22 protein-coding genes, 1 tRNA gene and 1 pseudogene are annotated in these 21906 nt (G+C 68.2%); 10 read left to right on the top strand and 14 right to left on the bottom strand.

The genetic code is table 11. The annotated features are described in order from the left end of the window. Positions 1-7: 7 nt before the first annotated feature. Positions 8-166, top strand: coding sequence for a hypothetical protein (locus tag ACT54R_RS17240; protein WP_476328295.1), 159 nt, complete (start codon positions 8-10; stop codon positions 164-166). Here the strand turns inward: ACT54R_RS17240 and ACT54R_RS17235 are convergent. The 3 genes and pseudogenes from ACT54R_RS17235 to ACT54R_RS17225 form a co-directional block, all read right to left on the bottom strand. Further along, positions 129-722: pseudogene (locus ACT54R_RS17235) on the bottom strand (UdgX family uracil-DNA binding protein); the annotation flags it as partial. The gene ACT54R_RS17240 and the pseudogene ACT54R_RS17235 sit on opposite strands and share 38 nt — an antisense overlap. Positions 723-825: 103 nt before the next feature. Next, positions 826-1317: a YciE/YciF ferroxidase family protein gene (locus ACT54R_RS17230; RefSeq protein WP_168459106.1), complete on the bottom strand. Its 492-nt coding sequence runs from the start codon at positions 1315-1317 to the stop codon at positions 826-828. Between the two features lie 431 nt (positions 1318-1748). Next, positions 1749-2243, bottom strand: coding sequence for an RrF2 family transcriptional regulator (locus ACT54R_RS17225; protein WP_476328293.1), 495 nt, complete (start codon positions 2241-2243; stop codon positions 1749-1751). 135 nt (positions 2244-2378) lie between these two features. Here ACT54R_RS17225 and ACT54R_RS17220 point away from each other — a divergent pair, with 135 nt between their 5' ends. Next, positions 2379-2837, top strand: a complete 459-nt coding sequence (locus ACT54R_RS17220; protein WP_476328291.1) for a carboxymuconolactone decarboxylase family protein — start codon at positions 2379-2381, stop codon at positions 2835-2837. Between the two features lie 92 nt (positions 2838-2929). After that, the gene (locus ACT54R_RS17215; RefSeq protein WP_476328289.1) at positions 2930-3472 is read left to right on the top strand and encodes a hypothetical protein; all 543 of its coding nucleotides are present in this window, start codon (positions 2930-2932) and stop codon (positions 3470-3472) included. A 453-nt stretch (positions 3473-3925) separates the two neighbouring features. Here the strand turns inward: ACT54R_RS17215 and ACT54R_RS17210 are convergent, their stop codons facing one another. The 4 genes from ACT54R_RS17210 to ACT54R_RS17195 all read right to left on the bottom strand — a co-directional run bounded on the left by ACT54R_RS17210 (position 3926) and on the right by ACT54R_RS17195 (position 6521). Further along, positions 3926-4588: a uracil-DNA glycosylase family protein gene (locus ACT54R_RS17210; protein WP_476328287.1), complete on the bottom strand. Its 663-nt coding sequence runs from the start codon at positions 4586-4588 to the stop codon at positions 3926-3928. Beyond that, on the bottom strand, positions 4572-5315 hold the full coding sequence (locus ACT54R_RS17205) for an MBL fold metallo-hydrolase (protein ID WP_476328285.1): 744 nt from the start codon (positions 5313-5315) through the stop codon (positions 4572-4574). The genes ACT54R_RS17210 and ACT54R_RS17205 overlap by 17 nt, the downstream gene beginning before the upstream one ends. A gap of 4 nt (positions 5316-5319) precedes the next feature. Beyond that, complete coding sequence (locus ACT54R_RS17200) at positions 5320-5931, bottom strand: glutathione S-transferase family protein (protein WP_476328283.1); 612 nt, start codon at positions 5929-5931, stop codon at positions 5320-5322. Between the two features lie 98 nt (positions 5932-6029). Next, positions 6030-6521: a thermonuclease family protein gene (locus ACT54R_RS17195; protein ID WP_476328281.1), complete on the bottom strand. Its 492-nt coding sequence runs from the start codon at positions 6519-6521 to the stop codon at positions 6030-6032. 113 nt (positions 6522-6634) lie between these two features. Here ACT54R_RS17195 and ACT54R_RS17190 point away from each other — a divergent pair, with 113 nt between their 5' ends. After that, positions 6635-7717 carry a sensor histidine kinase gene (locus ACT54R_RS17190; protein ID WP_476328279.1) on the top strand — a complete coding sequence of 361 codons (1083 nt, stop codon included), beginning with the start codon at positions 6635-6637 and terminating at the stop codon, positions 7715-7717. Positions 7718-7723: 6 nt separating this feature from the next. Here the strand turns inward: ACT54R_RS17190 and cobT are convergent, their stop codons facing one another. Together cobT and ACT54R_RS17180 are read right to left on the bottom strand one after the other, a co-directional pair. Further along, positions 7724-8746: a nicotinate-nucleotide--dimethylbenzimidazole phosphoribosyltransferase gene (gene cobT / locus ACT54R_RS17185; protein ID WP_476328277.1), complete on the bottom strand. Its 1023-nt coding sequence runs from the start codon at positions 8744-8746 to the stop codon at positions 7724-7726. Positions 8747-8863: 117 nt separating this feature from the next. Next, positions 8864-9712 (bottom strand): hypothetical protein, encoded by an 849-nt coding sequence (locus ACT54R_RS17180; RefSeq protein ID WP_476328275.1) that lies wholly within the window; start codon positions 9710-9712, stop codon positions 8864-8866. Between the two features lie 202 nt (positions 9713-9914). Between ACT54R_RS17180 and ACT54R_RS17175 the strand changes: the two genes are divergently transcribed. After that, on the top strand, positions 9915-10511 hold the full coding sequence (locus ACT54R_RS17175) for a superoxide dismutase (protein WP_024277967.1): 597 nt from the start codon (positions 9915-9917) through the stop codon (positions 10509-10511). 408 nt (positions 10512-10919) lie between these two features. Continuing rightward, positions 10920-12548, top strand: coding sequence for an ArnT family glycosyltransferase (locus ACT54R_RS17170; protein ID WP_476328273.1), 1629 nt, complete (start codon positions 10920-10922; stop codon positions 12546-12548). Positions 12549-12624: 76 nt separating this feature from the next. Here ACT54R_RS17170 and ACT54R_RS17165 read toward each other — a convergent pair whose 3' ends face one another. The 5 genes from ACT54R_RS17165 to ACT54R_RS17145 all read right to left on the bottom strand — a co-directional run bounded on the left by ACT54R_RS17165 (position 12625) and on the right by ACT54R_RS17145 (position 19210). Next, a complete protein-coding gene (locus tag ACT54R_RS17165; RefSeq protein ID WP_476328271.1) occupies positions 12625-14019 on the bottom strand; it encodes an esterase-like activity of phytase family protein in 1395 nt (464 codons plus the stop codon). Positions 14020-14114: 95 nt separating this feature from the next. After that, entirely contained in the window at positions 14115-15110 is a 996-nt protein-coding gene (locus ACT54R_RS17160; protein ID WP_476328269.1) for a zinc transporter ZntB, read from the bottom strand. A 76-nt stretch (positions 15111-15186) separates the two neighbouring features. Next, the gene (locus ACT54R_RS17155) at positions 15187-16578 is read right to left on the bottom strand and encodes a M20/M25/M40 family metallo-hydrolase (RefSeq protein ID WP_476328267.1); all 1392 of its coding nucleotides are present in this window, start codon (positions 16576-16578) and stop codon (positions 15187-15189) included. Positions 16579-16689: 111 nt separating this feature from the next. Next, positions 16690-17121 (bottom strand): ANTAR domain-containing protein, encoded by a 432-nt coding sequence (locus ACT54R_RS17150; RefSeq protein WP_476328265.1) that lies wholly within the window; start codon positions 17119-17121, stop codon positions 16690-16692. A 280-nt stretch (positions 17122-17401) separates the two neighbouring features. After that, on the bottom strand, positions 17402-19210 hold the full coding sequence (locus tag ACT54R_RS17145; RefSeq protein WP_476328263.1) for a helicase HerA-like domain-containing protein: 1809 nt from the start codon (positions 19208-19210) through the stop codon (positions 17402-17404). Positions 19211-19435: 225 nt separating this feature from the next. Between ACT54R_RS17145 and ACT54R_RS17140 the strand changes: the two genes are divergently transcribed. The 4 genes from ACT54R_RS17140 (at position 19436) to ACT54R_RS17125 (ending at position 21870) form a co-directional block, all read left to right on the top strand. After that, positions 19436-19816 (top strand): hypothetical protein, encoded by a 381-nt coding sequence (locus tag ACT54R_RS17140; RefSeq protein ID WP_476328261.1) that lies wholly within the window; start codon positions 19436-19438, stop codon positions 19814-19816. A gap of 90 nt (positions 19817-19906) precedes the next feature. Continuing rightward, on the top strand, positions 19907-20314 hold the full coding sequence (locus ACT54R_RS17135; protein ID WP_476328259.1) for a DUF4332 domain-containing protein: 408 nt from the start codon (positions 19907-19909) through the stop codon (positions 20312-20314). Positions 20315-20424: 110 nt separating this feature from the next. Further along, positions 20425-20500: transfer RNA gene (locus tag ACT54R_RS17130), tRNA-Thr, on the top strand. Positions 20501-20664: 164 nt separating this feature from the next. Continuing rightward, positions 20665-21870 carry a tyrosine-type recombinase/integrase gene (locus ACT54R_RS17125; protein WP_476328257.1) on the top strand — a complete coding sequence of 402 codons (1206 nt, stop codon included), beginning with the start codon at positions 20665-20667 and terminating at the stop codon, positions 21868-21870. The last annotated feature ends 36 nt before the right edge of the window (positions 21871-21906 follow it).

The raw sequence follows: 21906 nt of genomic DNA, 5'->3' as shown, positions 1-21906 counted from the left end.
GCGCGCCATGAACGAAGCCAGCGATGCCGCCAGCGGCTTCTATTTGATCGCGGTGGCCGGCGGCGCGCTCGTGCTGTTCGCCGCCTTGCTGTACGGCACCTTCCAGCGGCGCCGGCGCCGGCAGGAACTCAACGAGCGGCTGCCGGGGGAGGATCCGCCGCGATGATCTTTCGCACCGCCTGCATGTCGGCAAGAAAGCCGGCGTAGGCGGCCGAGCGGTCGGCATCGGGCGCGCGCAGGATGGACGAGGGGTGGACGGTGACGAAGGCGTCGTGCGCCCCGAGACGCGCCGGCCCGCGCAGGCGGGAGATGGCCAGCGGCTTGCCGGAGAGCGCCAGCAGGGCCGTCGCGCCCAGCGTCACCACCAGCTGCGGCGCCACGAGATCCAGCTCAGCCTCCAGCCACCAGCGCTCATGGGCGACATCGCCCGCGCCGGGCTTCTGGTGGATGCGCCGCTTGCCGCGCTGGACGAACTTGAAATGCTTCACCGCATTGGTGAGGTAGCACGCGCCCCGGTCGATCCCCGCCTCCTCCAGCGCCCGATCGAGCAGTTTGCCGGCGGGGCCGACGAACGGACGGCCCTCTTTGTCTTCCTTGTCCCCCGGCTGCTCGCCGACGAAGGCGAGCGCCGCCCCGATGGGACCTTCGCCGAAGACGGGGTTCGTGGCACCGGGCACCAGCGGTCCCTTCTCCTTGCCCTCCGCATTCAGCGCCGCCAGCGCGGTCGTGCGGCGGCCGACATCGCGAGGGTCGAAGGGAGGGGGCGCCATCCTGGGGGCCTCTTATGAAAACGGCGCCCGCCGGAGCGGGCGCCAGAGGGTCGCCTCAGGCGGCCTTCTTGTTCACGTTGGCGGAGGCGAGGCGGGTGAGGAGCTGGTCGGTCTCCTTCTCCTCCTTCAGGGTGGCCTCCAGCAGCGGCACCGCATCGGCGAGGCCGAGCTGGGCGGCCCAGGTCTTCAGCGTGCCGTAGCGGGCGATCTCGTAATGCTCCACCGCCTGCGCGGCGGAGAGGAGGCCGGCGTCCAGCGCCTCGGTGCCGGCGAAGTCCTCCATGATCTCCTTGCCCTCGTCCACGATGCCGACGATGGCCGGGCAGTGCTTGCCGCGCGCGGCCTTGCCCATCATCTCGAACACCTGCTCCAGGCGCTCGATCTGGCCTTCCGTCTGCTCCTGATGGGTGAGGAAGGCGGCCTTCAGCTCCTCCGACTGGGCCGATTTCGCCATCTTGGGCAGCGCGCGAAGGATCTGCTTCTCGGCGTAGTAGATGTCCTTCAGCGTTTCGGAGAACAGATCCTGCAAAGTCTTGGACTGTGCCATGGGGAATGCCTTTCGTTTGACGTTGCCGCCGGTTTTCTCGTGTCGCAGGCCCAAATCGCACCACGGCCAGCCGGCGCGCGCGAGGGCGCGCGTCCATCCGCGTGGGTCACGGGTGGGACCGGGTTTGTCCTTGGGCGATCACCCGCGGGCGCGATGCGCTTCGGGCTGGGAGCACAACGGGCGGCAGGCGGCAGAGTTCCGTTGCGTCGCGCGGGGCCTGCCGGTTGTCTTGAGCTGAACATCTGCAGTCGAAGGCCGAAGCCGCCCGTTCCGGCCGTCATCCCCCGGCTTGTCCGGGGGATCCACCGTGCGGCCGGGCTGGCTTCGTGTCCCCCGGGAGGCGCGTGGGTTGCGGGGTGGATGCCCCGGACAAGCCGGGGCATGACGGCATCCGGTTGGCGCCTTTGGTCGGTCTCGGGCCAACGCGCGCTCTAGCGCTGCGCCTCGCGCACGAAGGCGGCGACGGTCTTCCTGCTCTCGGCGTCGATCAGCTCTTCGCCATCCTGGGCGAGATCGGCGAGGGTCTGGGCCTTCAGCGACTGGCGCCACAGCTCTTCCGCCGCCAGCATCCGGCGCTTGATGAAGCAGTCCGTCTTGTAGGCGCACGGGTCCTTGGACTTTCCCGGCCCGCGCCGGCGGATCTCCTTGCAGGTGAAGGCGGGCTCTTTCCCGTCGATGGCTTCCACGATGTCCAGAAGCGTGATCTCGGCGGGGCGCCGCGCCAGCCGGTAGCCGCCGCGGGGGCCGGGCAGGGCTTCCACGAGGCCGGCCTCGGTGAGGGCGCGCATGTGCTTGAGGAGGTAGCTCTCGGACAGGCCGTGCATCTCGGCGAGGCTCTTGCCCGGCAGCACCTTGCCCGGCTCCAGCCAGCACAGCACCAGCGCGCAGTGCAGCGCCGCCTCCACTCCGTCTCCCAACCGCCTCATGCCTGCTCCGGCTCCTGCCCCGGGTTCATCACCGGCTGGCCTCTTTCCTACTCCGATAATCATAGATATAATATGTCTATGATTCACGCCAAGGACGGGCGGGATCAGATATCCGAGAGCCGACAGGAGAGCCGCATGGAACCGAGGATGAACGTGGCCGAGGCCGCCCCCGCCCTTTATGCCGCCGTGCGGGCGCTGGACGGGGCGGTGATGAAGTCGGGGCTGGAGAAGCGCCTCCTGCATCTCGTCAAGCTGCGTGCGTCGCAGATCAACGGCTGCGCCTACTGCATCGACATGCACGTGAAGGAATCCCTCGCCGACGGCATTCCCGCCCAGCATCTCCACATGCTCACGGCGTGGCGGGAATCGCCCCTCTACAGCCCCCGCGACCGGGCCGCGCTGGAATGGATCGAGAGCGTGACGCTCATCGCGCAGACCGGCATTCCCGACAGCGCCTATGCGGCGGTGACGGCGGAATTCTCGCCGGAGGAGATCGCCAAGCTCACCATCGCCATCGGCACCATCAATGTGTGGAACCGCATCGCGGTCTCCTCGCGCATGCTGCACCCGGTGGACCGAGCCGCCGCGGCCTGAGGGAGCGCCCCCGCGCGACCTTCGGGGCGCTTCAATCCGGTGCGTTTCGGCCCTATGGCTATTCCGGTGCGGAAAGCGCGGCGGAGGCGGACATGGATGACGCGGGCAGGGCGCAGTCGGGGGCCGGTGCGGGAGACGGCCGCGACTTCTGGCTGCGCGAGGGGCCCTATCTCGCCATCCTCGCGCTCACGGTGGGCGGCGTCGCCTACGTGGCCATGACGCGCCGGCCGCTGGTCACGTTCTGGGAATTCGTGGCGGTGGCGAGCTGCGCGGTGGGCATCTTCGCCGGCTGGCGGCGCGCCACGCTGAAGGAGCAGCGCGTGCGGCTGGTGGTGACGCAGTTCCTCCACTGGGGCGCCTTCCTCGCCGCCATGAACCTTGTGTTCCTGCCGAGCGTGCAGGCGGTGGCGGACGCGGATTCCACCAGCCTCATCGTGCTCCTGCTGCTGGCGCTGGGCAGCTTCGTGGCGGGCGTGCACACCCAGTCGTGGCGCATGGCGCTGAACGGCGTGTTCATGGCCCTGTGCGTGCCCGCCGTGGCGTGGCTCGACCAGTCCGCCCTCTTCGTCGCGCTGGTGGGCGCCGCCGCGGTGGCCGGCGCCGGCTTCATCCTGTGGGCGCGCCTGCGGATCTGAGGGGCCGGGCTGGATCTCCGTTCCCCAGACAAGCGACACCGCAGGTGGAGCGCCGATCCGGGGACCAGCGCAAAAAGTCCCGCGCAGCGGGGCAAAACCTTAGAGCGCTGGGCTAGGGCAGCGCCTTCGGCGGCCCCTTGCGCTGGGTCCCGGCTCGCATTCCGCTGTCGCTGCATGCGTCCGGGACGCGAGGGTTGATTCACCCCACCCGCCGTCGCCCTCCGGCTCGACCGGAGGGCCCATCCCTCCGCTTGCGCGGATGGCCGGGGTCGCGTGACAAGCGGCACCATGGGTCCTCCGGTCGAGCCGGAGGACGACGGCGCTGCACCCTGTTCCGAGGGGGCTGGCCGCGCCATCCCGGTGCTGGGGCAAATGGGGCTATACCCCTCACCCCAGCCCTCTCCCGCAAGGGGAGAGGGGGCCGGCCGGTTCCAACGCGAGCACCCCGCCCGCTCACCCCCGCCCGAGCGCCTTCGCGATATCCGCCTGAAGCTGCGGCAGCAGCTCGGCCTCGAAAAAGGGGTTCTTCTTCAGCCAGCCGGTGTTGCGCCACGAGGGATGGGGCAAAGTGTAGACCGCCACCGGATGGGCGAGCTTTTCCCCCGCCGCACGAACCGCCCGCCATTTGGCCACCGTCTCGGTCAGGCTCGGCTTCAGGTGCGCCGCGAGGCCGAGGCGGGCGAGGTGATAGGCCTGCGCCGGCCGCCCCACGGCGAGGATCAGCCGGAACGGCGGTAGGGTGGCGAACAGCGTGTCGTGCCAGGTGGCGACGCATTCCCGGCGCGGTGGCAGGTCGCCCCCCGCCGCATCCTGTCCCGGAAAGCAGAAGCCCATGGGGGCGATGGCGATGTGGGCGGCATCGTAGAAGGTGTCCTTGTCCACCCCCATCCAGGCCCTGAGCCGGTCGCCCGAGGCATCGGTGAAGGGCAGGCCCGAAAGGTGCACCTTCGTCCCCGGCGCCTGACTGGCGACGAGGATGGAGGCGGTGCCGGACACCCTGAGCACTGGCCGCGGCTCGTGCGGCATGGGCGCGCCCCGCGGCGCCTCGCGGCAGATCCGGCAGGCGCGGATGCGCGCGACCAGCGCGTCGAGGCCGTCGTCAGAGGGTGAGTTCAAGCCCGTCCTCGGCCACGGTGAAATGGGTCTGGTCCACCTCGTTCCGGCGCGCCCACATCTCGTCGCCCATGTGGGTGAGGAGCATGTGCCTGGCCCCCAGCGCCTCCCGCTTTTCCGCGATGGTCTCATAGGCCATGTGGCCGTGCGGGCTGCCGGAGAAGGCGAAGCACTCGCAGATGAAGAGGTCCGCCCCATGGGCGATGGGCAGGAGCGCGTCCGTCCACTGGGTATCGCCGGAGAAGGCGAGGGTGCGCTTGCCGTCCGTGATGCGGAGCGCGGTGGAGGGGGCGCCCGAGCCGTGGATCACCTCGGCGGTGGTGAGGGTGAGGGGGCCATGCTGCGAGGTCGAGCCGGGCTCCACCTCCTTCACCTCGAAGTCGAACCGCCAGGCATTGGTGGCCATCTTCGGGAAGAGGACCTCCATGGCCGCGTCGAGGCGTATCCTGGTACCGGGTGGGCCGATGATGGTCAGCGACTCGCTCCGGCGGTGGACGAACTGGCCGTCGAGCAGGAGGAAGGGCAGGCCGCCGAAATGATCGCCATGCAGATGGCTGATGAACACCTGCCGAACCGCACTGGAATCCATGCCGAACCGGTGCATTTGAACGAGTGAACTCGCACCGAAGTCGAGGGTCGCGACATGCCCGTCCGTCTCCACGCGGTAGCAGGAATTTCCCCGCCCGCCCGAGCCGAACGCATCGCCGCAACCCACCACCTTTAGCTTCATGATTTCAAGCCTTTGCGCTTGGCCGCTGGGAGACCACATCGTACCAGCGCTTGAGGTGGGTCTGGTGCTCGGACACCTCGGTGCGGATCACGCGCAGGAAATCCACCGCCACCAGCATGGTGATGTCCGCCACCGAGAAGCGGGGGCCGGCGATGAACGCCCGGTCAGCTAGCTGATCGTTGAAAAAGCCGAGCGCTGCCAACACCTTGGGCTTATTCGCCTCGCCCCATTCCGGCACCTGCGGCACCTCCATCTGGGCCATGGCCGGGTTGAGATGCCTGAGCACCATCATGATGGGATAGAACAGGTCCAGCTCCACCCGCCGCTGCCACATTTCCACGAGCCCCTGCTCCTCCGGCGTGCGGCCGAACAGGTTGGGCTCGGGCTGCAAGGCCTCGAAATAGCGGCAGATGGCCATGGTTTCGGCGATGGCCGTGCCATCGTCCAGCACCAGAAGGGGCACCCGCTGGCGGGGGTTGAGGCCGGTGAATTCCGGCCTCTTGTGCTCGCCCTTGCCGAGGTCGATGGCCTCCAGGGGCACCAAAATTCCCTTTTCCGCCAAGAAGATACGGACGCGGCGCGGGTTCGGCGCCCGGTTGGTGTCATAGAGCTTCATGGCGGTGCGCTTCCCCCTGGCGTGATTTTATGGCCAGCGAAAGACCATGCCTGCGGCAACCGCGCAAGGGTCCGCGCTCCCGTCCGCGCGTTCCGCGATCAGGGCGCGCGCGGATGCTCGGCCCGGTAGTCGGCGGGACGTTGGAAGGTGCCGGCCCACAAGCCCCGCCCGGCGGCCCGCGCCTCCGCTTCTTCGTTCTGGTAGGCCTTGCCCAGATAGGCGATGGCCAGCCCGTTGCCGACCATCAGCGCTGCGATATCGGTGCTGCCGACGGTGCAAAAACCCAATGGTCGCTTGTATTTATCGCGTTTCTCGGCGCGGCACGACACCGGGCCGCCGGCCAGCGCCTCGGCCAGCGCCGCCCGCGCCGCCTCGCCGCAGCGCCAGGGGCGGCCCTCCCGCTCGCAGGTCTGGCGCAGCTCGGGCGCATCGATGCCGGCGAGGCGGATGTGGGTGCCTGCGATGTCCAGCGTGTCCCCATCCACCGCCTCGGCGCGGCCTTCCAGATGTTCGGCGCGCGACAGCATTTCCACCGCCACTGCGAGCACGGCGAGGATCAGGGCCGCGCGTAAAATATCGAACAAACGCATGAATTAGATGGTCCAGCCTTGGCCGCTCGACGCCGGATGACCGGGACGCTGGCAGGATGGGGTGGGGGCGTTAACCAATCGTTAACCCACCTGACGCAGGAGTCGGTGCCAAGGTGACGTTCCGCAGGGTGGTCGATTCCACCGACACTCCGTCCGCGAAGGGCTCCCGCCGCATGTCCGGCCCCCTCTGCCTCCCGCTCGGCAACGCCGCGGCCTCCCAACCGGAGCCGGCGGAAGCGGGGGAGGGATTCGCTGGGCCCGACATCATCTCATCCAAGATCCTGATCCTGCTCGCGATCTCCGCCGCTGCCGGGCTTGCGCTGGCGGGCGGGCTCGCTGCCGGTGTTGCCGGGGCGATCCTGGGGGCTGCTGCCGCGGTCCTTGCCTTCGCCGTCGTGGCCCGTCACGTCCGGCGCCTCCATGCGGCGTGTGAGGCGGCCGAGGCGAGGGCTCTGGCGGCCGAGGCGGAGAGCCGGCGCGCGGCCGCGGAAAGCCTTGCGAAATCGCGCTTTCTCGCCGAGATGAGCCATGAGCTGCGCACCCCGCTCAACACGGTGATGGGCTTCTCCGAGATGATGGCCGAGGAGGTGCTGGGTCCGCACCGGGTGTCGGCCTATGCCGGCTATGCCCGCGATATCCACGGTGCCGGCCGGCACCTGCTGGCGCTCGCCGACGATCTCCTCGACCTCGCCCGCATCGAAAGCGGCCATCGCACGCTGGTGGAGACGCCCGTGCGGCTCGATGCGCTGGCGGAAGACTGCCTCGCCATGATGCGTCCACTCGCGGCCGAGCGGCGCCTGCGCCTTTCCCTGGAGCGGCTTGGCACGCCGCGGCTGTGGGGCGACGAGCGGGCGATCCGGCAGATCGCCCTCAACCTCTTGGCAAACGCGGTGAAGTTTACGCCCGTCGAAGGCCAGGTGCGGCTCGTCGCGGCCGTGGACGCGACGGGTGGAGCCGTCCTCATCGTCGAGGACAGCGGCCCGGGCATCGCTGATGGCGAGCTGCCGCTGGGCGTCGCCCATGCCCGCGAGAGCCGGCTAGATCTTGCCACCGGCCGTGGGGCCGGCCTCGGCCTCGCCATCGCGCGGGGGCTCGCGGCTCTCCATGGCGGGGAGCTGGAGCTGGCCCGCCGCGCCGGAGGCGGAACGCGGGCACGCGTGACGTTCCCGCCCGCCCGGACCCTGCCCGGACCCTGATCGGCGTCAGCCCTCGGAGACGCCGGCCTCCGCGAAGGTGGCCATGCCGCGATGGCAGGCCACGGCGGCCTTCACCACGCCAATGGACAGCGCGGCGCCCGAGCCTTCGCCCAGCCGCATGCCGAGATCGAGCAGCGGCACGAGGCCCAGCCGGTCCAGCAACGCGCGATGGGCCTTCTCCGCCGAGACATGGCCGGCGAGGCAGTGGTCGAGGGCGCCCGGGTTCATGGCGTGGAGCACGGCGGCGGCGGCCGTCACCACAAACCCATCCAGCACCACCGGCACCTTCTCGTGCCGCGCGGCGATAATGGCGCCGGCGATGGCGGCGATCTCCCGCCCGCCGAGGCGGCGCAGCACTTCCAGCGGATCAGAGAGGTGATCCTTGTGGAAGGCGACGGCATCGCGCACGGCGGCGATCTTGCGCTCGAGCACCTCGCCGGTGGAGCCGGTGCCCGCCCCCACCCAGTCCTCTGCGGTGCCGCCATAAAGCCCGTGGCAGATGGCGGCGGCGACCGTGGTGTTGCCGATGCCCATCTCGCCGAGGCAGAGCAGGTCCGAGCCGCCGGCGATGGCCTCCATGCCGAAGGCCATGGTGGCGGCGCATGCCTTCTCGTCGAGGGCGGCGTTCGTCGTGATGTCGGGGGTCGGATAGTCGAGGGCGAGGTCGAACACCCGCAATCCGGCGTCGAAGGTGGCGCAGATCTGGTTCACCGCGGCCTTGCCGGCGGTGAAGGTCGCCATCATCTGCTTGGTCACGGCGCCCGGATAGGGCGAGACGCCGCGGTCGGCCACGCCATGGGTCGCAGCGAACACCGCCACCATCGGGCGGTTGACCGTCGGCATGGAATTGCCCTGCCAGGCGGAAAGGTGGGCGGCGATGGCTTCGAGCCGCCCGAGCGCGCCCGGCGGCTTCACCAGCTGCTCCTGCCGGGCGAGCGCTGCCTCGCGGGCGCCCTCGTTGGGGCCGGGCAGGGTGGCGACGAGCTGGCGGATGTCGTCGAAGGGCGAGCCGGGATCTTGCGGGAACATCGGGCGGAATGACCTCTGGGCGCCGGCATTGCCGGGCAGGGAACGCTGCCGCTCAATAGAGCGGGCGCCCCGATCCGGCAAATCCGCCCCGCCGCCCGGCGGGGCGACGGCTGCCGCTCAGCCGCCCTGCTGGGCCTGGGACACGTGGTCGCGCAGTTCCTGGAGGGAGGCGAAGCGGACGACGCCGGTGGGCAGCTCGGCCTGGATCGAGCCGTCCGAATACAGCGTGTAGGCCATGCCGCCGACGATGCCCGACTTCAGGATGCGCGGTTCGTCCGGCTCGCGGGCGGGAGCCGGCGCGGGAGCGGGAGGCGGGGCCTCGGGCGGCGCGGCGCGGGCCGGACGGGGCGGCGGCTCATAGCCGGTGCGCGGACGGGGCGGTGCAGGCGGGGCAGCCGGCGCTTCCGGGGCAGGCTCGGGGCCGCGCTGGAGCCGCTGCCGACGGGCCTCGACCATCGGGTCGGCCGTTGGAGCGGCCTCGGGCGGCGGCAGGAGCGGGGAGGGGCCGGGGCGCCGCTGCGCGGCAGGGCGCTCCTGCGGGCGCTCGGGGGCGCGTTCCGGAGCGCGCTCCTGGGGACGTTCCTGAGGCCGGTCGGCCGCACGTTCACGGGCCGGCGGCGCGGCGGCCTCGGCGTCGGCCTCCTCGGCGGAGACCAGATCATCCACGGAGAGGCGCGGCGCTGCGCCGCGGCCGCCGCGGGCGGGACGGGCCGCGGGCTGCGCGGCGGCTTCCTCGGCCTCGGCCTCGCCGGCCGGGTAGGAGCGATCGATCTGCCGCGTCAGCCGGTCCAGCTGGCGCAGCACCAGGCCCATGGCGGTGATGACGAAGCCGCCAGAAGCGGCCACGGCGCCGGTGGTGATGAGGGTATTGCCGAAGGCCGAGACGTAGATCGTCACCCCGAGGCCGATGACCGCGAGCCCGGCCAGAGCGATGAGAACGCCGAGAAGGACCAGGAACCACCACATCTCGAACCCCACTTCCGCATGCCGGCCTCAGCCGTTCTGATCAAAGGTGGTACCTCGCCGCGAAAATCGGCCGCTTCAAGGTTGTTTGATGGCGAGCGCGACCCTATCTAGGTCCTCGCTCGGACATGTCGTATACCCGGTATGGCGCCGGGGCAGCGATTTCGCCCCGGGCGAAACGCCGGATAGATTGCGGAGATGTTTCATGTCCTTCACGCTGCCCGACCTGCCCTATGCCTATGACGCGCTTGCGCCGTACATGTCGCGCGAAACGCTGGAATACCATCACGACAAGCACCACCTCGCTTATGTCAACAATGGCAACAATCTCCTAAAGGGAACTGAATTTGAAGGGAAAACCCTCGAGGAGATCGTCGTGGGCTCGTTCGGCAAGAACGCCCCGCTCTTCAACAACGCCGGCCAGCACTACAACCACCTGCATTTCTGGAACTGGATGAAGCCGAACGGCGGCGGGCCCATCCCCGGTGAGATCGAGAAGAAGATCATCGAGGACATCGGCTCGGTCGAGAAGTTCAAGGAGGACTTCATCGCCGCCGGCGTCGGGCAGTTCGGCTCGGGCTGGGCGTGGCTCGCGCTCAAGGACGGCAAGCTGGTCGTGCTGAAGAGCGCCAATGGCGAGAACCCGCTGGTGCAGGGCGCCACCCCGATTCTCGGCGTCGACGTGTGGGAGCACTCCTACTACATCGACTACCGCAACCGTCGCCCCGACTACCTGAAGGCGTTCGTCGACCACCTCATCAACTGGGACTACGTCGCCGAGCTTTACGGCAAGGCCGTCTGACCGGCTCCCATTCCGGGCCTGCTCCTCGCCGAAGGGCGTGGGTGCAGGCCCGCTTGGCTCCTGCGCGAGGCCGATTGTGGGCGGCCGCCTCTTTTGCCGCTCCGGGATTCACGTGCTGAACAAATACGCTCGGGCACGCGACTTTCTTTCCTGCCGGTGATCGACTCTGCCCTGCAAGAATACTGCGCCGGTTAATCTTACCTTCGGTCAGCTATGCTGCCGCAATTGCTCCCGAAGTTGCCTTAATTTTTTGCAACGCACAGCATAATTTTGTTGCGATCCTCCTCTACTCCATCTTAGCTGTGATCCGCGTAGCTGCCTGCGGTAATATGGTGGTGTATCGCGCTGGGGGCCTGGAAGCGATTCCGGAATCGGCGCGACAGGAGTTGGGTTCGGGATCCTCCATCAATGTCGTTCCTCGATATAGAACGTCGGCCGGGCGCGATTGCGGACGCGTGCGCCCTTGTCCTCATCGCCGGTGTGGCGGTCATCGCCGCTCTCACCTTTTCCGATTATGGCCTCGGCTGGGATGACTTCACCCACTCCCAGTATGGCGACCTGCTCTATTCCTACTTTTCGTCAGGCTTGACGCATCGGAAGGTCTTTTCCTTCGTCAACCTGTATTATTACGGCGGCGGCTTCGATCTCGCGGCGGCTGCCCTCTCCAAGGCGCTGCCCTTCGTCGATGTCTTCGACATCCGCCGGCTTCTGGGCGGGCTGGTCGGCGTCTTCGGCTTCGTCCTGGTGTGGCGGGCCGGCCGGCGGCTTGCCGGGCCGTGGGGCGGGCTTGCTGCCGTCGCCCTCCTCATGATCTGCCCGCTCTATTACGGGCACATGTTCATGAACGCGAAGGACGCGCCCTTCGCCGTGGCCGTGGCCGGCGTGCTCTATGCCTGCATCCGCGCGTTCGATGAATTTCCCCAGCCGTCGCCGCGCACGGTGACCCTGTTCGGCCTGTTTCTCGGCCTTGCCATCGGCACCCGCGTCCTCGGTCTTCTTTGCGGCGTGTATCTCGCCGCCGCCATCGCCTTCGTGCTGGCGGTGGAGTGCGTGCGCCTCGGCATCAAGCCGGCGCTGCTGCGCACCCTGCGCTTCACTGGCCTCCTGATGCTGGGCCTGCCGCTGGCCTATTTCGTGCTCGGCATCGTCTGGCCCTGGGGCGTCGCGGAGCCGCTCAATCCCTTGGTGGCGCTCCAATATTACTCGCACTTCTGGGAAGTGCCGTGGCGGGAGATGTTCGAGGGCCGGCCCATCCTCGTGCCGGACATGCCGCGCACCTACGTGCCCACGCTCTTCTCCGTGCAGATGCCCGAGCTGTTCCTCGGCCTTGCGGTGGCAGGCGCTGCGGGCGCGATCGTCTCGGCTTTCGTCGGCAAGGATTCCCCCGCCAAGCGCGCGCGGCTGGTTCTGATCGTTACCGCCGCCGCCTTCCCGGTGCTGCTCACGGTCGTCACCCGCCCGGTGATGTACAACGGCATCCGCCACTTCGTGTTCGTCACGCCCGCCCTGGCGCTGCTTGGCGGCTATGCGGCGGCGTGGCTGTGGCAGAAGGCGCAGGGCCTCCCGCGTCTCGCCCAGGCCGCCGTGGCCGCGACCTTCGCGGTCGGGTTCGCGGTGCCGGCGGTGGATTTCCACAATCTCCACCCCTACGAATATACCTACTACAACCACTTCGTCGGCGGCATCAAGGGCGCGGACGATCTGTTCATGCTCGATTACTGGGGTCTTGCCTTCAAGCAGGCCACGGAGGAGCTGGACGAATATGTGGAGCAGCACCGGCGCACCCTCCCCCAGGGCCGCAAGCTGCGCGTGGCCGTCTGCGGCCCCCACTTCGCCGCCGCTGCAGAATTGGGGCCGCGCTACGAGACGACCTACGACAGCAGCAATGCGGACTTCTATATGCGTCTCGGCGAGTTCTATTGCGCCGACGTGAAGGCGCCGCTGCTGGTGAAGGTCGAGCGCGAGGGCGTCACCTACGCCACCGTCTACGACGTGCGTGGGCGGCCGTTCCCGAGCGTCTTCGCCGCCGGGCAGTAGGGTCTGATCGCAAGTGAATCGAAAAGGCCGGGCGTGAGCCCGGCCTTTTGCGTTCTTGCGGCGATCGCGCGCCGGCTCACTTGGCGCCCAGCAGCTCCGGCACGCTGAGGAGGACGAACTCGTTGTCGTCGTTCTTCTGCGGGCTGCGGCCGGCCGAATAGGGCAGGTTGTTGTCGTTGCCCACCACGATCTCGGTGGGGCTCACCATCACCACGTCCTCGATGGTGAAGAAGGGGAAGTCGAGCACGCCCTCGGTGCCGCCCTGCTTCGCCTTGCCGTTCGGATCCTTGATGGCGAGAAGGTCGATATAGCCCACTTTGCGCACCGGCTCGCCGGCGGTCTCGGGCGAGAAGGCGATCTTGTAGACGCGCTTGAACTGGGCCGGCTTGTCGAAGCAGCTCGGCTCGACCTTGCCTGCGGCGCAGGCCTTGAAGCGGGAGCCTTCCAGGCTGTCGCGCTCGATGACGAGGCCGTGGGTGTCGTCGATCATGTTGAAGTCGCCGATGGCATTGCCCGCCACCGCCAGGGGATACTTCCACGAGTGGCCGGTCCATTCGCGCTTGCCGAGGTCGAACTCGACGATGCGCAGGACTTCCGCATCACCCACCTTCTCCTTGCCGCCGGCGGCCGCATCGAACAGCGGGCCTTCGAGCAGCGCATAGAGCTTGGTCTTGTCCGGGGAGAGGGCCATGCCCTCGAAGCCCTTGGAACGATAGACGTTGAAGGCCACCTTGCCGTCCGGCGCGCCCGGCGTGGTGACGGCGGGATGATCGGGGGAGCGCACCACCTTGCCGTCCACCTTGGTCTCGAACACGGCCTTTACCTTGCCATCGAGATCGGTCTCGATGAGGAAGGGACCGAACTCGTCACCGAACCACAGGCTGTCACCCACGCGCTGTATCGATTCGAGATCGAAGTCGGAGCCGGTCAGGTAGCGCGTGGCGGTGCCTTCCATGACGATGGGATAGGGCACCTTGCGGTCGGGGTCGCTGATGAAGATCGTCTTCAGGCGCTCGATGGTGCCGGCCTTGAAGTCCATCTTCAGCCGGTGCGCCGTGAGCATGGCGTCCGGCGAATTGGCCTTGGAGCCGAAGCCGTTGTCGGTCAGCACCAGGAAATTCCCGTCGCCCTCGGAAACGATGCCGGAGAAGCCCTGCACCGGCTGCCCGTCGAACGGCAGCGAGAGGCCCGTCTCGCGCGGCGCAGCGGGATTGGAGAGAACGCTCACGCCCTTCACGCTGCCGATGGCGTCGATCCGCGCGCGATCGGCATTGGTGAACTTGCCCGACGTCTTCAACGCATCCGGCGCGTCTGCAGGGGCGGGGACGAAGGTGGCGGCCGGCAGGACCACATGTCCGGCGAGGACGGCCGGGAAGGCGGTGCCTTCGGCGGTCTTATCCTGCGAAAGGGCGGGTGAAACGAAGGCGGCGCCGGCGAGCAGCGCGAGGGCAACGCATTTCAGGGTGCGCATGGGAAACCTCCAAAGGTCCGTGCGCACCGCATCTGCGGCACCATCCTTGACGCGGTGGAGACAGCCGCGCGAACTTTGCATGACCTAAAGGAAGATCAGATCCATTTCAGCCGGCGGAACGTCCACAGGAGGACGAAGCCGAGCAGCAGAAGGAACACGCAGAGCGCCCAGAAGGCCGCGGGATCCGTGCTGCCGGGGATGCCGCCCACGTTCATGCCGAACATACCCGAAATCAGCGTCATGGGGGCGAACACCACCGTGACCACGGCAAGCACCAGCATGGACTTGTTCATCTGCTCGGCGCGGGCGTCCACCATCTGGTCGCGGATGACCGCCGCCCGCTCGCGCACGCTGTCTAGCTCTTCGGAGAAGCGGGCCACGCGGTCGGCGGCGTCGCGCAGGCGGTTTCGGTCCTTCGGCCCCATCCAGGGGTCATCCTCGAGCGCGAAATGGTTGAGCGCCTCGCGCTGGGGCGCGATGTGCCGGCGCAGCTTGATCGCCACCCGGCGCAGCACCGCGAGCTTGGGCAGAAGCTCGGATGTCTCGGTGACGAGGACGGCATCCTCGAGCTCGTCCGCCTCCTCGATCAGGGTCGTCACCACCGCGTCGACCCGCTCCACGAGGCGCATGGAGAGGTCGGCCACGAACTCGCCTTGCGTGCGCGGGCAGCGGCCACGGCCGAGCGCATCCTCGAAATCGGCGATGGCGGAAAGGAAGTCGTGCTGAACCGAGACGATGCGCTGGGCATCCACCCAGAGGTGGACGGTGATGAGCTCCTCGGGGAGCGCGTTGCGCTGCAAATTGATGCCGCGCAGGGAGAGGAGCGCACCATCGGCGAACATCACGCAGCGCGGGCGGCACTGGTCCTCGGCCATGATTTCCAGCGCGTGCCCCTCCAGGCCGCTGTCGACCCGCAGCCACGTCTGCGGCGCGCGGGGCAGATGGCGGAAATGCAGCCAGACAAAGCCGCCTTCGGGCGCCGTCGCGGAGATGGCATCCTCAGGCTTGATGCGACCTGCGCCGCCCTTGCCATCGAACCACCATGCCGAGACGAGGCCCTGCGTGTCGATGGTGGAGGCGAGAGCGGCCATGGCAGGTTCCGTCGCTGACGTTACGGGCCTTCCTCGCACGATTGCACGACGCGAAAAAGTCTAGCGTTACGTCAACTCACGAGCCGGCAAGGGCGTCGAGAATCCGCACCCAGCTTCGCGTGCCCTTGTGGAAGGACGTGAGGTCGTACTTCTCATTGGGGGAATGGACGCGGTCGTCGTCCAGGGCGAAGCCGATCAGCAGCGTGTCCACGCCCAGCCGGTCCTTGAACTGGCCCACCACGGGGATGGAGCCGCCCGAGCCGATGGTGACCGGTGCGACGCCCCATTCCGCCGCGAGGGCCCCGGCGGCGTGGCCAAGGTCCGGGCTCTCCGGCGGCACGAGGAAGGCGCGGGCGCCCTCGCCCCAATGGAACACGGCGCGGCAGTCGGCGGGCACCCGCGCCGCCACGAACGCCTCAAAGCCGGCACGCAGCTTGGCCGGATCCTGGTCCGCCACGAGACGGAAGGAGATCTTGGCGGTGGCCCGGGCGGGGATGATGGTCTTGGTTCCGGCGCCGGTGTAGCCGCCGAAGATGCCGTTGACCTCGAAGGTCGGTCGCGACTGAATCTGCTCGATGACCAGCCGGTCGCTCTCGCCGGCCGAGACGGAGAGGCCGACCGGCTTCAGGAAGGCCTCGGCGGTCAGCCCCAGCGCCTGCCAGCGGGCACGGACGTCAGCGGGCGGCTCACGCACATCGTCGTAAAAGCCGGGCAGGGTAACGCGGCCGTCGGCGTCATGGGCATCGGCGAGGATGGCCGCCAGCACATGGATGGGGTTGCGTGCCGCGCCGCCGAACAGGCCGGAGTGCAGATCCCGGTCGGCGCCCTCGATGGTCAGCTCGGTGTGGAGGATGCCCCGCAGCGAGCTGGTGATGGAGGGCGTGCGCTGGTCCCACATGCCCGTGTCGCAGACGAGGGCGACATCGGCCGAAAGCTCACTTGCGTGGGCTGCGAGGAAGCCGGGGAGGTTGGGCGAGCCGCATTCCTCCTCGCCCTCCAGCAGCACGGTGACATCCACGGGCAGGGCGCCGCGGGTCGTGCGGAACGCCCTGAGTGCTTCGAGGAAGGTCAGCACCTGCCCCTTGTCGTCGCAGGCGCCGCGGCCGACGATGGTGCGCCGCCCATCCGGCGTCGTGCCGAGGCGCGGCTCGAACGGCGGCGTCTCCCACAGATCGAGCGGGTCCACGGGCTGCACGTCGTAATGGCCGTAGAACAGCACGCGCCGTGGGGCGCCGGTGTCCGTGCGGGCGACCACAACCGGGTGGCCGGCGGTGGGATGCACGGTGGCGGTGAAGCCGAGCGCCTCAAGCTCTCCGGCCACCCACTGCGCGGCGTCCCGGCAGGCACCAGCATGGGCGGGATCGGTGGAGATGGACGGAATCTTGAGGAAGTCGAACAGACGCTCCAGCGCCCCGTCGAGCCCCGCATCAACCGCCTTCAGAATCGGATCGAGTTCCGATGCCGCCATCTCAACCTCCGCCAGCGCGATCTCTGTACCGGGCCGCGATGGGCCCGGAATCGCAGGGATGCTGGCGGTCGCGGGACCGTCTGGCAAGGTGCCAGACGGTTTGCCGTCAGGTCAGCCGGCGGTGACGAGATCGGCGGGCGATGCAATCACTGCGGATGCAGGACGCCCTAGACGGCGCGCGCGCTGGAGCACAGAGCCGATGCGGCGGTAGAGCAGCCGCGGGGCGACGGGCGTGCCGAGCGCGGCGTCGTAGCCGGTCCGGCCGGCGACGCGCACGAGCTGCTGTGCCGGAACCTCCGCCACGAGCACGGCAGGAATGCCGGCACCGAAGCGGAAGGGGTTGGTTGGGGCATCCTCGGGATCGTCCACCTGCACCACGAGCACGTCGGCCGTGCCTTGGGCGGAAGGATCGGTCACTTCGTCGATGGAGGCGACCTCGCGCACGGATCCGACCCCGAGGGAGGACAAGGCGAGGCGCGTCGCCTGGCGACGTTCCATATTGGCATCAAGGAGGACGATGCGGGCAGTGGGCAACACCTTCATGAGGCGCTCCAGGTCATGGCGCGCCTCGGTCCGCATCCACAAGGGAGGAAGGCTCGGGCACGCGTGTTGAGCATCTCTGCCGACGCGACCCCGCAATCTCGCCGACACGCTATGACACTACCGTTAGGAGCCTTCTGACGCAACACTTTCGACATTGCGACCACGGCGAGGCCACAGGAGTAAGGTCAAGCTGCCGTTAGGTACCGACGGGCGGTGTGGAAGCACCTTGAGCCTTGCCGTGGCGCGGGCGAGACCGGGGATGGACCGCGCCCGCGCTCCGTCAGCGCTTGCTGATGCTCCCCAGGATACCCCTCAAGATGGCCTTTCCCAGCTGGGAGCCGACCTGAGTCGCCACGGATCGTGCCACCTGCCGCACCACCACTTCCGTGGTGGACATGCGTGTGCTCGGCCGGGGGGTGGCGGTACCGGTGGTCCGCCCGGTCGTGGTCGGGACGCGCGGCGTCGTCGAACCCTGGCGGGGCGCGCCGTCGCGCGGCACCGGCTCGACCTTCGGCGCGCCGGTGGCGGTGCCGAGGACACCGCCGAGGATGCTGTCAAGAATGCTGCCGCCGCCCGAGGACGGCGCGGCCTCCTCCGGCTCCGGCTGGGCCTTTTCCTCGGCCCGCGCCTGAAGCATCTCGAAGGCCGATTCGCGGTCCACCGCCGTGTCGTAGAGGTGTCCCACCGGGCTCTTCGCCAGGATGGCCGCGCGTTCTGCGGGCGTGAGCGGCCCGATGCGGCCCGAGGGCGGGCGGATGAGGGTGCGCTCCACCATGGAGGGAATGCCGTTGCCCTCGAGCATGGAGACCAGTGCCTCGCCCTTGCCCAGTTCCATGATGGCCTTGGCCGTGTCCAGGTCCGGATTGGGACGGAAGGTTTCGGCGGCGGCCTTCACGGCCTTCTGGTCACGCGGGGTGAAGGCGCGCAGCGCGTGCTGCACCCGGTTGCCGAGCTGGGCCAGCACGGTCTCTGGCACGTCCAGCGGGTTCTGGGTGACGAAATAGACGCCGACCCCCTTCGAGCGGATGAGGCGCACCACCTGCTCCACCTTCTCCAGCAGCGCCTTCGGCGCCTCGTTGAAGAGCAGGTGGGCTTCATCGAAGAAGAAGACCAGCTTCGGCTTGTCCGGATCGCCCACCTCGGGCAGCCGCTCGAACAGCTCGGAGAGCAGCCAGAGCAGGAAGCAGGAATAGAGGAGGGGCGAGCCCATCAATTTGTCGGCGGCGAGGATGTTGATGGTGCCGTAGCCGGAGCGGTCGATCCGCATGATGTCGGCGATATCCAGCGCTGGCTCGCCGAAGAACTTGTCCGCGCCCTGGTTCTCCAAGACGAGCAACTGGCGCTGGATGGCGCCGACGCTCTGCGCCGACACGTTGCCATAGGTGGCGGTCAGTGCCGCGGCATTGGCCGAGACGTGGGCCAGCATGGCCCTGAGGTCCTTGAGGTCGAGCAGCAGCAGGCCCTGTTCGTCGGCAACCCGGAAGACGATGTTGAGCACGCCCTCCTGCGTCTCGTTCAGCCCCATGAGACGGGCGAGCAGAAGCGGCCCCATCTCGGAAATGGTGGCGCGCACGGGGTGGCCCTGCTCGCCGAACATGTCCCAGAAGATCACCGGGAAGCTGTCCGGCGTGTAGGTGATGCCCACTTCCTCGGCGCGCTTCACCAGAAAGTCCTTGGCCTCGCCCTCGGCGGCGACGCCGGAGAGGTCGCCTTTGATGTCGGCGGCGAACACCGGCACCCCGGCCTGCGAGAAGCCTTCCGCCAGCACCTGCAGCGTCACCGTCTTGCCGGTGCCGGTGGCGCCGGTGACGAGGCCGTGGCGGTTGGCGAGGCGCAGGGTGAGATACTCATCCTTCGATTTCGCATGGGTCGCCGCCGCCTCGACGCGGCCGAGGAAGCTGCGCCCGACCAGGATGCGGCCGTCGGATTCGGGGGCCGGAGCCCGCCCGCCGGAGGGCGCTGCGGATGCGGTTCGCGGTACTGAGGTGCGGCTCCAGGGGCCGGGGGACGGCGCCGCGCTGGCCTGCGTGCTTTGCTCGGGGCTCGTCCCGGACGTCGTTCCTCGGCTCGTCCCTGGGCCTTTGGCCATGGCGGTGTCCTCGCTCGGGCATGCGGTCCAGCCGAATCGCACCTTCGGATCCGGCCACGGCATCGCGATGTTTTCGCCCGCCGCAGGGGTGCGGGCAAGCCCGTTGCAGCGCCGCTTGCGCTTGTACCCGCCCGGTGAGAACTGCCGGCGCTCCCGCTTGCGAAAGCGCGCCGTGCCCGGCAATCTCGGTGCAGTCTCGCCTGCGATGCGGCGCAAGGAGATGGCATGGACGAGTTGATCGCGCGTCTGACAGAGCGGGTCGAGGTGGATGCCCCGACCGCCGAGGCCCTGGTGGCCATCGTCATCCAGTTTCTCGCTCGTGAGGCGCCGGCGAGTGCCATGGCGCCCCTCTACGCCACGCATCCCTGGGCACGGGACATGGCCGACGTCGCCCCGGTGGAGAATGCAACTGCCCTCTCCGAGCGCCATTTCGGTGGCATGGCGCGGCTCATGCTGGTTGCGGACCGCATGATGGCCCACGGTCTCACCATGCCGCAGGTGCAGCTCGCGGTCCGCGAGACGGTGGCCTATGCCCGCGAAACGGTGGGCGCGGAACCCGTGAACCTCCTCGTGCGCTCGGTGCCGGGCCTCACCCACGTGGTCTGATGGTCGCTGTCGCTGGGCAGTTGACTCGGCCCGCGGTTGTGGCCTGATCTTGATGCCGGCGCGCACAAGCCGGATTTGAAGGGGGGTCGCATGTCCTATCCCATCATCGAGATCGAGGGCGTCGGCGCGGTCTATGCCGAAAAGCTGAAGGCCGCGGGCATCACCACCACAGAGGGACTGCTCGAGAGGGCCAAGTCGCCCAAGCTGCGCAAGGAGCTGGCGGCGGCGACGGGGATCGACGAGAGCCGTATCCTCAAATGGGCCAACATGGCCGACCTGATGCGCATCAAGGGGGTGGGAGAGGAATATTCCGAGCTGCTCGAGGCGGCGGGCGTGGACACGGTGAAGGAACTCAAGACCCGCGTGCCCGCCAACCTCACCAAGGCCATGGCCGAGGCGAACGCCAAGCGCAAGCTGGTGCGTGCCCTGCCCACCGAGAGCATGGTGGAAAAGTGGGTGGCGCAGGCCAAGGAGCTGCCGCCGGTGCTCACCTACTGAGACGGCAACCCGCCGAAGCCGCGCCGGCACGCCCGCCGGAGCGGCCTGCGGGGCGTTTTGCGCCGGACCCTTGAAAACGGCGGAGCCTGCCCGTAATAGAGGGCGCGCGTGCCGCGGTAGCTCAGCTGGTAGAGCAACGCATTCGTAATGCGTGGGTCGGGGGTTCGAATCCCTTCCGCGGCACCAGCTACCAGTCTGACGACGTCCATCGTCGTCCAAAAATCATTCTAAAACAAGCGATTAAGCCGCATCGCTAGTCCGGCTGGAGCCGCTAAGGTCCAGTTGAATCTCGCGCGCGCGTAGGCATGCTTGTAGGCACGGCGATGGTGCCCACAAGGAGATGCCTACAGATGGCGCTCACGGACTTAGCGCTGCGAAATGCAAAGCCGCGAGACAATCCCTACAAATTGTTTGATGGCGGCGGCCTGCACCTGCTTGTCAATCCGAACGGAAGCCGAATCTGGCGCCTTGCCTATCGTTTCGCCGGTAAGCCGAAGCAGCTCTCGTTCGGTCCCTACCCAACCGTGACGCTCGTGGCGGCGCGGCAGAAGCGGGACGAGGCCAAAAGGCTCCTGCTGGAAGGGCAGGATCCTTCGACCGCGCGCAAGCTTGAACGGGTCAATGCTGCCATAGCGACGGGAAACACCTTTGCGCTGCTCGCAGCGGAATATGTCGAGCGTCTAGAGCGCAGGGGCGCGGCGGCGGCAACCATCGCGAAGAACAGGTGGTTGCTAGAGACATTGGCAGGTCCTGCGCTCGGTCCCCGGCCGATCGGCGAAATCACCCCGGTAGAGGTCCTGGCAACGCTGCAGCAGGTCGAGCGAAGCGGCCGGCGAGAGTCGGCGCGACGGTTGCGTGCGGCTATCGGGAGCGTGTTCAGGTTTGCGATCGCGACACTGCGTGCTGAGAACGACCCTACCTTTGCCTTAAAGGACGCGCTGGAACGGCCGAGGGTGACCCATCGAGCGGCACTGACCGATCCCAAAAAGCTCGGCGGCCTCATGCGCGCTATCGACGAGTATGATGGATGGCCAACCCTCCGTTCGGCCCTCTTATTCACCGCGCTGACATTCGCCAGGCCGGGCGAGGTACGCGGGGCGCGATGGGCTGAGATCGACTTTGATAGTGCGACGTGGGGCATCCCGGCAGAGCGCATGAAGATGCGCCGACCGCATGTCGTGCCGCTCTCTCGGCAGGCGATGGCGGTGCTCGCCGATATCCGTCCACTGACCGGCGCCAGCGAGCTGATCTTTCCATCGATACGCTCGAACAAGAAGCTCCTGAGCGAAAACGCCATGAACTCGGCGCTGCGCCGCATGGGATTTACGCAGGAGGAAATGACCTCCCATGGGTTCCGGGCGGCGGCGAGTTCGATCCTCAACGAAAAGGGGCACTCTCCCGACGTGATCGAGGCGGCGCTGGGACATCTGGACCAGAACGAAGTCCGCCGAGCTTATAACCGGGCGACCTATTGGCCAGAGCGGGTGGTGCTCATGCAGGTGTGGGCGGATCTGTTGGACGAATTTCGCGCAAGGAAGGATGCGCCTTCAGCCTGAGCGGCACTTTGGCCATTGGAGCGGCCGCGTTCCCGC

The sequence above is a fragment of the Xanthobacter sp. DMC47 genome, from assembly GCF_056313845.1.
Note: the sequence above shows the minus strand (reverse complement) of the source record. Positions and strands in the feature narration are given on the sequence as shown.